The sequence below is a fragment of the Psychrobacter sp. CMS30 genome, assembly GCF_904846565.1.
Lineage (GTDB): Bacteria > Pseudomonadota > Gammaproteobacteria > Pseudomonadales > Moraxellaceae > Psychrobacter > Psychrobacter maritimus.
The window spans coordinates 37834-49801 of sequence record NZ_CAJHBF010000016.1 but is presented as its reverse complement, the minus strand read 5'-3'; the positions used below and the strand labels follow the sequence as shown (position 1 = coordinate 49801).

Sequence of the window (11968 nt, the reverse complement as noted above, 5' to 3'; positions counted from 1 at the left end):
AAGCTAATGAAACGGCTTTATTCGTAACCATATTAGCAACGTCGCCAGATAATAATGTCAGCCAATAAGTGATACGTGTCTTATGTTTATCAAATTGTTCTATACCTTACGTACTTACGGCGTACCCGTCAGTACCCGTGAGCTGCTTGACCTAAACGCTGCGTTAGATCAAGGGTTGATGATGCAGCCGCATCCTGAGGATCCAGAGCTATCTACCTTTGCCAGTCGCGAGGATATGTATCGGCTGATTCGCCTCTGTATGGTCAAAGACGAGCGTCACTTTGATAAGTTTGACCGCGCCATGGCAGACTATTTTGAAGGGGTGGATAGCCTTGATATGGACGAGCTGTTGGCCAAGTTGACGGACGTCCCAAAAGAATGGCTCGATTTAAAGCTCGACCCAAAAAATCTGACCGAAGAGCAGCGGCGCTTGCTAAAAAAATACGGCTCGCTAGAGGAGTTGATGAAAGCGCTTGAAGAGCGTCTTAAAGAGCAAAAAGAGCGTCATCAAGGCGGTAGTAAATGGGTCGGTACAGGTGGGACATCACCATTTGGTGCCTATGGCGACCATCCAGAAGGGGTGCGCGTCGGCGGTGAATCGCGTAAACGTAGCGCCGCTAAAGTTTGGGAGCAGCGAAAATATCGCAATCTCGATGATGATAATCAGCTTGGTACGCGCCAAATTCAAATGGCACTGCGTAATTTGCGCCAGTTTGCGCGTACCGGAAGCGCGGATGAACTAGATATTCATGAGACCATCAAGCGCACCGCCAAAAAAGGCATGCTCGATATTCATATGCAAGCTGAGCGCCGTAACCGCGTCAAGGTACTAATGCTGTTTGATGTCGGTGGTAGTATGGATATCCATGTAGAGGCATTAGAAAAACTGTTTTCTGCAGCGAAGAATGAATTTAAAACCTTAGAGTTTTTTTACTTTCATAACTGCTTGTATGACTATGTTTGGAAGGATAATAATCGTCGTCATAGTGCACCGATGCCTACCTTTGAGCTGCTCAATAAATACGGCCGAGAATATCGCGTGATATTCGTCGGTGATGCATCGATGTCGCCCTATGAGCTGATGACAGTTGGCGGTAGTGTTGAGTATATGAATAATGAGGCGGGCATCGTTTGGCTTAAGCGGGTGCTGGCGCATTTTGATAAAGTCGCTTGGCTTAATCCTGAAAACCCCGCGTACTGGCAATATACCCAAACCATCGTCGAGATTAAAAAACTATTCGACAATAAAATGTATCCGATGACCTTGCATGGCGTGGAAGACATGACCAACTATATGGCGCGCTAACGGCTAACTATAGATAACTATAAGAATCATTTGCTTTATTTCTTATTGAAACACGCATAAAAATAGCCGTTATAAAATATAGCGGCTATTTTTTCTTTCTATTTTTCGTTTCTACCTTTTCTTTTCTAGTTTTTTGTTTCTATCAGCCCAATCATAACGCCCATCTCTTTTTTATCATGCTTATCGATAGTCGGTGCATACAATGCCGAAGCAATGCCGCCATCTAAAAACAATGCATTTGGACAGTTTAAATCATCCTTAAACAGGGTGGCAAATTGATAAAAGCTCACAGGCTCTTCGCTATTGACAAATTGTAGGCTGCCGTCACTGCAAACACCGGCACCATTACGCAGCTTAATCGAGGTACTGTCAGGATTGAACTGCGGATGAATCTCATTATTGATGACCAGCATCGGTCCAGATTGCGTCGCATACCAAGGCTGTGCTGTACCACTTTTGAGTTGCTTATCTAAAGCATTGCTTTCAGTAATTTGCACCTTACCAGACTTATCCCACCACATAACGCCATTGGGCAATAAGTGAAAGTTGCCGCCGCCTTCTTTAATATTTAACGCGCGCAGCTCTTTACCTTCGATGACGGTGTAGCCAATTGGCGCATAATTTTCATTATACATACCGGCGTTCATGGCAAAATTCAGCGTTTGCTCAGACGGTAATGTCGCTAACAAAGTATCAAAAGTCAGCAGCGGCTGGGTGTTATTAGCACTGTTATCCGCTTGCTGCCAAAACAGCTGTAAAGAATAGCGAGGGTCTGATAACGTTTGCGCGTCGATACGACAAGCGCTATAAGTAAAGGGCACGTTTTGCGACTGGCATGACCAGTGCTTGTTGCTATTATCAGTGCTGCTATCGTTTTGGTCTGTCGGTTGACAGGCGCTGATGCTTAATGCAATGAGCGCTGCCGTCAAAAGAGTGTGGGATAAAGTGAAAATGGTGCTTGGCATCAATGACTTGCCTTGTGGCAGGTGGACAGAAGTTATCTATTGTAATGCTTCTACCATATTTTGTCGCTTATTTGCTGCTTCGCTTAGTCATCTGTATGAGGTAAGTCGCGAAAAGTATTATTGACGTTGCCAATTAACATGCCACCATCGATGATGTCTACTGAATCATCTGGGTGTTTCGTGGTCGGCGCGCTGGTTTCTTTGCCTCTATCGCGCGAGTCTTTATTATAAGCAATCAGCGCATCGTTATTGGCAAGGAAGCTATCAGGATTTGCCATGACCCACATTTGGTTAAAGACGTCGGCGCGAGCGTTTTGCGCAAGTAATGCACCTTGGTCAGCAAAGTAAAAGAACTTCGATAATAGCTTAATTTGTCCGTTATCTAAACGGCGCGCAATATGATAAGGCTGTAATTGGCTTGGATGCTGGAGGCCAACCGCGCCAACGATGCTGGCGAGTGATTTCAGGGTGTTTTTATGGAAGCTTGCCACGCGCTCAGCTTTACTTGGCACATCAAGGGCTTTTTGGCGATACGGGTCTTGGGTCGCAACCCCCGTTGGGCAAGTGTTGGTGTGGCACGAGCGTGATTGAATACAACCAACGGCAAACATAAAGCCGCGCGCTGAGTTACACCAATCAGCGCCAAGCGCAATCATGCGCGCAATATCAAAGCCTGAGACGATTTTGCCACTGACACCAAGCTTGATTTTGTCACGGATACCGGCGCCAACCAAGGTATTGTGTACCAATAAAAACCCTTCAACCATTGGCATACCGACGTTGTCCATAAATTCAACGGGCGCTGCACCTGTGCCGCCTTCAGCGCCATCGATCACGATAAAATCAGGATAATTGTTCGTCTCAATCATGGCTTTAACAATCGCCATAAACTGCCACGGCTGACCTACGCATAGCTTAAAGCCGACAGGTTTGCCGCCTGATAAATCACGCAGCTGCTGCCAAAAACCAACCAACTCTCGCGGCGTGCTAAAAGCGCTATGCGAAGAGGGTGAAACGCAGTCTTGACCGGTTGGTACTTCACGGGTATCAGCGATTTCTTGGGTGATTTTTTCGGCGGGTAACACACCGCCTTGACCGGGTTTGGCACCTTGTGAGAGTTTAATCTCAATCATTTTTACTTGCGGGTCAACAGCTTTTTCGGCAAACGACTGCGGATCAAAATTACCCTGAGCATCACGGCAACCAAAATAACCGGTGCCCAGCTCCCAAATCAAATCACCACCAAATTTACGGTGATAAGGGCTAATCGCACCTTCGCCGGTGTCATGGGTAAAGCCGCCCATTTTTGCGCCTTGGTTGAGCGCCATGATGGCATTGGCAGATAAACTACCAAAGCTCATTGCCGAGATATTAAATACCGACATATCATGCGGCTGCTTACAACGATCGCCACCGACCACGATGCGAAAATCTTTGTTTTCTAACGGCTGGCTGACGGCGGATTGTAAAAACCACTCTTTATCATGGGCGTATAAATTGTCTAGCGTACCAAAGGCGTTGGTGTCACTGACATTTTTGGCACGTTGATAAACCAATGCGCGCTGCTGGCGTGAAAACGGCACTTGTTCTTTATCGTTTTCCAATAAATATTGGCGAATTTCAGGGCGGAAGTCTTCGAGCACGTAGCGGATGTGGCCGGCAACCGGATAGTTTCTTAAAATAGCGTGCTTTAACTGTGTGATATCGTAAATCCCCAAGCACACACCGAAGCCGCCAAGAATGATTAGCCACCAATTCGTCAGTAACAGTCCGGCTAAAAACAGCAAGACCGCGGCAGCAAAGGTACTATAGCGCAAAAATACGCCGACTAAATAAGGAGAACTGGTTTTTGATTCTGGATTTAAATTGGTACGAGATTGGGGCATAACGATACTCAACAGTAAAACATTGGAATTAAAAATGCGGCAGAAAGTTATTTCGTAACTTTGCCGCTATTCATTATTCAGTATAAAAGGATTGGATAATACTCATTAAAACAAATTAAAGCGCCACCAACTTAAACACTGACAATAAAGGCAGGGGCTCAAATTGATGGCGTACATCATACGCCTATAATATCACGGCTCCATATTAATTGAGTAACGGCTTGCTAATAATGACATGATAACGCCGTTTTTAAGGGTTTTAGCATGGCATAAACGGCTTATTAGCCAGATAAGCGCTTAAATACCGCGCCCAATTCTTTCTGCCAGCGCCTGCAATTTCGGCACAATGGTCGCCGCATATTCATCTGCCTGCCAGTTGGCACTCGGCACACTGGCATTGAGCGAATACGCATACTGTCCAGTGGCAACATCAAATACACCAACGGCCACGGCCAATATATCGGTAGAAAACTCACCGTCTGATACCGTATAACCATGCGCTCTATAATGCTCTTCTGCATCAGATAAAGCCAACTGCGCGTGCTTATAATCTTCTGTAGATAAGTGCTGTTGTAAATTACTAAGAATCACACTCTGTCTTGCTGGCGAGCTAGCCGCATAAAAAGCGCGCCCAATAGCAGTACGGGCGACGGGCACTGCCGAGCCAACTTGCAAATTGACTGACAGGCGAGCAGGGCTGCGACAACAAGCGTGATAGCGCATTTCTCCTTCGACCTCGGTTGCTAAATTCACCGATACTTCATTGCTACTGGCAAACTGTCGTAGCAACGGCTCAGCTGCCGCCACCATGTCATGTCGACTCCACGCCGTTGCGCTGAGTCTCACCGCGCTACTGCCGAGTTGATACTGTCCATGCTCGGTCATGCGTAAAAATCCAAGCGTCATCAAAGTATGAATAAGACGGGTGATGGTCGCTTTTGGCAAGGAAGTCATTTGACACAATTGCTGATGACTGAGCTGCTCATGCTGTTCAAAGGCTGCCAATAAAGTCAGTCCACGCCCCAGTGCGGTGACAAACTGCCGGTCGTTATCGTCCTTACTTTGCTCAAGAATGGTGATCATTCGATCGAGTAGTGGCAGAGCTGCCGATACATTTTTTGTCATTTTATGCTCATTTTTTTTGATAAAGGTTTACAGCGCGGTAAAACTTTGCTTAAATAGATTTAAATTATGAAACTAAGTTTCGCACAGCGGAATAAGTAAGTCAACAACCTGTGCAGTCAATTTACTTATTAATCACTACTCGTCGGTCAGGAAGACTGACATCAAGGAGATCCACATGGCAACATCTACGCGTCCAAGTTTCGATTGGGAAGATCCGTTTTTATTACGCGACCAGTTGACTGATGAAGAGCGCATGGTCACGGACAGCGCCCGTCAGTTTTTTCAAAAAGAGCTGATGCCTGGCATTTTAGAGGCCAATCGTAACGAGAACTTTGACCGTAATATCATGCGTCAAATGGGTGAGATGGGCTTGCTTGGCGTGATGATTGAAGGTTATGGTTGTGCCGGTTTATCAAGTGTCGCTTACGGTCTGATTGCCAAAGAAATCGAAGCGGTTGACTCAGGTTATCGTTCAGCGATGAGCGTGCAGTCAAGCTTGGTCATGCATCCTATCTGGGCATACGGCACCGAAGAGCAAAGAGAGAGATATCTGCCTAAGCTTGCTACTGGCGAATATGTCGGCTGCTTTGGTCTGACTGAGCCAGATTCAGGCTCAGATCCTGCCTCGATGTCGACCCGTGCACGCGCGGTTGATGGCGGTTATGAGCTGACGGGTAATAAAATGTGGATTACCAACAGCCCTATCGCTGATGTGTTTGTCGTTTGGGCAAAGGACGATGCCGGTGAGATTCGCGGTTTTGTTTTAGATAAAGGCATGAAAGGCTTATCAGCGCCAAAAATTGAAGGTAAGTTTTCACTACGTGCTTCAGTTACCGGTGAAATCGTTATGGACAAGGTATTTGTTCCTGAAGCCAATGCTTTCCCAGATATCCGTGGTCTAAAAGGGCCGTTTGGCTGCTTAAATAAGGCCCGTTACGGTATCGCATGGGGCGCGATGGGGGCAGCTGAATTCTGCTGGAAAGCAGCACGCCAGTACACGCTAGATCGTAAGCAATTTGGTCGTCCGCTCGCCGCAACGCAGCTCGTACAATTGAAGCTTGCCAATATGCAGACAGAAATCACCTTGGGTCTACAAGCGGCATTGCGTGTTGGTCGTTTGATGGATGAAGACAATGCGGCGCCTGAGATGATTTCACTGATTAAGCGTAATAACTGCGGTAAGGCGCTCGATATCGCGCGTATTGCTCGTGATATGCATGGCGGTAACGGTATTTCGGATGAGTTCCACATTATTCGTCATGTGATGAACTTAGAAGCGGTCAACACCTACGAAGGTACGCACGATATTCATGCGCTTATCCTAGGTCGTGCGCAGACTGGTATTCAAGCGTTTTATTAATAAGTGCTAACTAGTCAATGCTAGCCAGTTTTAGACCATTAACGTACGTTACTGTTTGGCTTTTTATAAGCTGTTATAAACAGGAACGTGCGTTTCTGAGTTTTTAGGCATTTTTCTTATACATTGTTTTTAGGCATTGTTTTCATCCATCGTTGTTATGCATCATTTATTTAGTAGTGCCTATTCTTAAAAGGTATTCAGGCATTAAAGAAAGTAAAAGCTAGAAAAGAAAGTAAAAGCTAAATGATACATGGCAATTTTTTATTAAATTTTTATCAAAGAATAAGTTACATAATAAGGGAAGATTATGACTGATATGGCAAAAGGTGCATTACACGGTATCAAGGTGCTCGACTTATCGAGAGTATTGGCCGGTCCTTCTTGTACCCAAGTACTTGCAGATTTGGGCGCTGAAGTCATCAAAGTAGAACGTCCACATATTGGCGATGAGACGCGTCATTGGGCGCCGCCAAAATTCAGCGATGATACCTCCGCTTATTACGCCACTATTAACCGCAATAAAAAATCCCTCACTGTTGATATCACCACACCTGCCGGACAAACCATTATCAAGCAGCTTGTCGCCGATAGCGATATCGTTGTTGAAAACTTTAAAGTTGGTGGTCTAAAGAAATACGGCTTAGATTATGACAGTCTAAAACAAGACAACCCGCGCCTTATTTATGCCTCATTAACGGGTTTTGGTCAGACAGGTCCAGACGCTAAGCGCCCCGGTTATGACTATATTATTCAGGGCTTGTCAGGACTGATGAGTATTACCGGTCCAAGCGATGGCGAACCGCATAAGGTAGGCGTGGCAGTGGTCGATTTATTCGCCGGATTGCAGCTGACCATCGGTATTCAAGCGGCCTTATTAGCGCGTCAAAATACGGGACTTGGGCAGCATGTCGATGTGGCATTGCTTGATAGCGCGCTTGCGATGCTCGCCAACGTTGGTATGAATTATTTGGCATCAGATAAAGTCCCGCCAAGACTTGGCAATCAGCATCCCAATATTGTTCCTTATCAAGTGTTTGCAGGGCAGGGTGACGCGCACTTTATCTTAGCCTGTGGCAATGACAGTCAGTTTGCCAAGCTTTGCACTGTGTTGGGCGTTGATTGGCATAGTGACAGCCGTTTTGCGACCAATCCTGCCCGGGTCGCCAATCGTGAGCTGCTGTGTGATGAATTGGCTAAGAAGTTTGCCGAGCAACCTCGTACTTATTGGTTAGAGGTGTTAGATAAAGCAGGTATTCCTTGTGGGGCGATTCATAATATCGCTGAGGCATTGGCCATGCCGCAAGCACTGGCACGTGAGATGGTAATTGATTTTGCCGAACAACGCAGCCCTGTTCGTGCCCTTGGGAATCCGATTAAATTATCCGCCTCACCGGTTACTTATCGTACGCCGCCACCGCAATTGAGCGAGCATACCGATAGTACGCTTGCTGATTTGGGTTATGACAGCGACATGATAGCAAAGCTTAAAGCCGATGGGATTGTTTAGTTAAGCATCAAAAAAAGCACCATTGGAAAAAATGTTCAACAAAGGAATGTTAAGCATGAAAATATACAGCCATGAAAACCTCAGTCTACATAGACCGTTACCGTATTTTTCTTATGGCAAGATGCATGAGCCGTTAGAGATACCAGAGCGCATGGTCGAGTTGTTAAAGGCGCCAGCAGCACTAGGTTTAGAGGTAACCACTGCCACCGATATCGGAACGGGGCCAATATTGGCGGTTCATGATTTTGGTTACGTGGATTTTCTCAAGCATGGCTATGCTGAATGGATGGCTGTTGAGGAAGATTTGGGCGCACAGGTGCAGACGGGGATTTTTGTGCCGTATGACAATCCTGGTATCGGCATCATGGCAAAGGCTGCTAAATATCAGGCCGATGATAGTGCGCCCATCAGTGAGCATTCTTGGACGTCTATTTATTGGTCGGCACAAACGGCGCTGAATGCTGCTGAAGCCTTATTAAATGAAGATGCATCAAGTGCTGAGCGTGGGAAAAATAATATCCAGCTTTGCTTTTCACGGCCGCCCGGTCACCATGCGCGCAAGAGCGCGGCGGGCGGATTTTGTTATCTTAATAACGCCGCCATCATCGCCGAACATCTGCGGCAAAAATACGCAAAAATCGCCATTATAGACACCGACATGCACCACGGTCAGGGTATCCAAGAGATATTCTACGAGCGCAGCGATGTGCTCTATACCTCGGTTCATGGTGATCCGGTTAACTTTTATCCAGCCGTTACTGGTCATGAGTTTGAAAGGGGCACCGGCGCAGGAGAGGGCTATAACGTCAACTTCCCGATGCCACATGGCACCGATGAAGCTGGGTTTTTTAATTATATTGATAAGTCTATCGAGGCGATGACGCTATTTGACCCTGATGTCATCGTCCATGTATTGGGCTTTGATGTGTATAAAGACGATCCAGAAGCCAGATGTGCGGTCACTACCGAAGGATTTACCGTATTGGCGCAAAAGCTGAAAGCGTTAAACAAACCGTTAATTGTCTTGGTTGAGGGCGGTTATTACCTGCAAAAGCTTAATGACAATTTGCAAGCATTTTTATCAGGGCTGATTTCAGAAGATTAGCAATTATCCTCAGAATAACTGAAATGATTGGAAATAAACAAGGAGCTAACGAAAAGCGTTTAGGCCTTATTGATGAGCAATAAAACCTAAACGCTTTTCAATCTGCTCTGCCAATTCAATCAGTACCGCACTGACCTCAGCTCGTTTTGACTCATACTCTGCTTGTAAAAAGCTGACCGCCATACCGGCAACCGCGTTGCCTGACGCATTGCGAATATAAGTGCCAAGGCAATACATGCCCTCGCGCAGTTGCCCATCGTCGAGGGAGATGCGACTGTTTTGAATAGCCGTCAGCTCAGTGGACAAGTCGGTAAAGTTATCGACACCGTGTTGGGTAATGGGCGTAGGGAAACCGCTGGCATAGATGGACTTTATGCTGTCCATAGAAAAGGTGGAAAGCATGGCTTTACCGGTAGCAGAGAATACTGCCGGTACGCGAACACCAGCGCGGAAAGTAAAGCCAAGCGGCGCCGGCGCTTCATGGCAAGCCAAAAACACCACTTCACCAAAATCGAGCTTGGACAAAGTCACCGTATGCTGAAGAAGGGTTGGATACTGGACAATAAGGTCTTTAAATAGCTGAATGACGCCTTGCTGCTGCTCATATTTGCCCGCCCAATACATCAAATACGAGCCCAAATGAAAGCGGCTATCGCTGTCTTTATAGATAACATGCTTGGCCAAAAGACTTTGCAAAATATTGTGGGTTGAGCTGCGCGGCAGGTTGAGCTCTTTGGCAATATGAGCCGCCGTTAAAGGCTGGGCGCTGTCGGTTATCAAATCTAAAATCTGAAAGGTCTTGTCCAAAGCAGGAACGGCAGTGGTGCTCATAAGGAACCTATAAAAGTCGTTAAAATTAAAAAAACATCAAAATAAAGTGATAAATCATCACAAAGTTGATAATAGGGGTTGCAAATATGCGTCCATCATTCTTATAATGATGTCTCATATATAGAATAGATGTTCAGTATATTGAACAAATAACAAGTTATCAATAATTATTTAAGTCATAACCTTTTATTTATTGTTAGTTTTTTATCGCTATAAATCTGCAAACCCTATCTGCAAAATAACATTGACAAGGAGTGTCAACATGTCACAACTGCCACATACGCTACCGCTATCAAACCCAGACCTACTTAAACAGCAGTGCTTCATCAAAGATGGCTGGCATGGTGCTAGTGATGACGCGACTATTGACGTCAGCAATCCTTTTAACGGCGAGATTATCGGTAGCGTGCCAAGCCTGACGACCGACGATGTCAATGATGCGGTTGCGGCTTCTCATGAGGCGCAAATCACGTGGGCGGCCAAAACCCCAAAAGAGCGCGCTGAGCTACTACAAAAGTGGGCCGACCTTATCGATGCCAACAAAGAAGATTTGGCCATCATTATGACCGCCGAGCAAGGCAAACCTTTAACCGAGTCACGCGGGGAAGTTGGCTATGCCAATAGCTTCATCCGCTGGTTTGCTGAAGAAGGCAAGCGCGTATACGGTGATGTTATCCCTGCCAATCAAGCACAGCTGCGCCATGTCATCCTAAAACAGCCTGTTGGTGTTTGCGCGGCTATCACGCCTTGGAATTTTCCTGCAGCGATGATTACCCGTAAAGCAGCCCCTGCACTAGCGGCAGGCTGCACCATGATTATCAAACCTGCAACCGAAACGCCATTTTCTGCCTTGGCACTGGCTGCCTTGGCTGAGCAAGCGGGCATTCCTGCAGGCGTTATCCAAGTCGTAACTGGCAAATCATCAACCATCGGCGATATCCTAACCGGCGATGCACGCATTCATAAACTATCATTTACCGGCTCTACCGAAGTCGGTCGCACCTTGATGGCTCAATGCGCCCCAACCATCAAAAAACTGTCATTAGAGCTCGGCGGCAATGCACCATTTATCGTCTTTGATGATGCTGATCTTGAAAAAGCCGCTGAAGGCTTAATCGCCTCTAAATATCGTAACGCCGGTCAAACTTGTGTTTGCGCCAACCGCGTCTACGTGCAGGATAGTATCAAAGACAAATTCCTAGACGTATTTGTGCAAAAAGTCGCTGAGCTTAATGTCGGTAATGGCATGGACGAAGGCGTCGATATCGGTCCGTTGATTAACAAAAAAGCCTTGGAAAAAGTACAAGCACTGCTAAAAGACGCGTTAGATAAAGGCGCAACCCTTATCACGGGCGGCAGCACCAACGGCGCATCAGAGCTGACTTATAACCCAACGGTAATTACCGATATCAGCAGTGATATGGATATCGCCCACGAAGAAATCTTTGGTCCTATCGCTACTATCTTTACCTTTAAAGATGAAGCCGACGTCATTCGTCAAGCCAACGACACTATTTATGGTTTGGCTGCATACTTCTACAGTGGCAGTTATGCACGCTCATGGCGCGTCACCGAAGGTTTAGAGTACGGCATCATCGGTCATAATACCGGTCTTATTTCTACCGAAGTCGCACCATTTGGCGGCGTTAAGCAATCAGGCTTTGGCCGTGAAGGCTCAAAATACGGCATCGAAGAATATGTCGTGACCAAATACTGGTGCTCTGATGTTAGTTAATAGCTGGAGCTAATAGTTAGCTATTTTATGTTTTAATCGTTTAATTTTTACTCAGTATTTAACGGGATTCAGCAGCAGGAATCCCCAATATTGCTAAACCTTATTTTATAAACCGCCATCACATCACTGGCATCTACGTAAAGAAGAA

The 11968-nt window shown here is 46.2% G+C and carries 9 protein-coding genes; 5 read left to right on the top strand and 4 right to left on the bottom strand.

The genetic code is table 11. From position 1 onward, the window contains the following. The first annotated feature begins 82 nt into the window (after window positions 1-82). The gene (locus tag JMX94_RS09475; RefSeq protein WP_201565118.1) at window positions 83-1306 is read left to right on the top strand and encodes a VWA domain-containing protein; all 1224 of its coding nucleotides are present in this window, start codon (window positions 83-85) and stop codon (window positions 1304-1306) included. A gap of 125 nt (window positions 1307-1431) precedes the next feature. Here JMX94_RS09475 and JMX94_RS09470 read toward each other — a convergent pair whose 3' ends face one another. The 3 genes from JMX94_RS09470 to JMX94_RS09460 all read right to left on the bottom strand — a co-directional run bounded on the left by JMX94_RS09470 (window position 1432) and on the right by JMX94_RS09460 (window position 5282). Next, window positions 1432-2271 carry a phosphodiester glycosidase family protein gene (locus tag JMX94_RS09470; protein ID WP_201565117.1) on the bottom strand — a complete coding sequence of 280 codons (840 nt, stop codon included), beginning with the start codon at window positions 2269-2271 and terminating at the stop codon, window positions 1432-1434. Window positions 2272-2354: 83 nt separating this feature from the next. After that, window positions 2355-4157, bottom strand: a complete 1803-nt coding sequence (locus JMX94_RS09465; protein WP_201565116.1) for an FMN-binding glutamate synthase family protein — start codon at window positions 4155-4157, stop codon at window positions 2355-2357. Between the two features lie 297 nt (window positions 4158-4454). Continuing rightward, on the bottom strand, window positions 4455-5282 hold the full coding sequence (locus JMX94_RS09460) for an IclR family transcriptional regulator (RefSeq protein WP_201565115.1): 828 nt from the start codon (window positions 5280-5282) through the stop codon (window positions 4455-4457). A gap of 175 nt (window positions 5283-5457) precedes the next feature. Between JMX94_RS09460 and JMX94_RS09455 the strand changes: the two genes are divergently transcribed. From JMX94_RS09455 to JMX94_RS09445, 3 genes are all read left to right on the top strand, one after another. Beyond that, window positions 5458-6642, top strand: a complete 1185-nt coding sequence (locus JMX94_RS09455; protein ID WP_201565114.1) for an acyl-CoA dehydrogenase — start codon at window positions 5458-5460, stop codon at window positions 6640-6642. 307 nt (window positions 6643-6949) lie between these two features. After that, window positions 6950-8149 (top strand): CaiB/BaiF CoA-transferase family protein, encoded by a 1200-nt coding sequence (locus tag JMX94_RS09450; protein WP_201565113.1) that lies wholly within the window; start codon window positions 6950-6952, stop codon window positions 8147-8149. A gap of 55 nt (window positions 8150-8204) precedes the next feature. Then, a complete protein-coding gene (locus tag JMX94_RS09445; RefSeq protein WP_201565112.1) occupies window positions 8205-9254 on the top strand; it encodes a histone deacetylase family protein in 1050 nt (349 codons plus the stop codon). Between the two features lie 66 nt (window positions 9255-9320). Here JMX94_RS09445 and JMX94_RS09440 read toward each other — a convergent pair whose 3' ends face one another. After that, window positions 9321-10085: an IclR family transcriptional regulator gene (locus JMX94_RS09440; protein WP_201565111.1), complete on the bottom strand. Its 765-nt coding sequence runs from the start codon at window positions 10083-10085 to the stop codon at window positions 9321-9323. A gap of 262 nt (window positions 10086-10347) precedes the next feature. Here JMX94_RS09440 and JMX94_RS09435 point away from each other — a divergent pair, with 262 nt between their 5' ends. Continuing rightward, window positions 10348-11820, top strand: a complete 1473-nt coding sequence (locus JMX94_RS09435) for an NAD-dependent succinate-semialdehyde dehydrogenase (protein ID WP_201565110.1) — start codon at window positions 10348-10350, stop codon at window positions 11818-11820. Window positions 11821-11968: the final 148 nt, after the last annotated feature.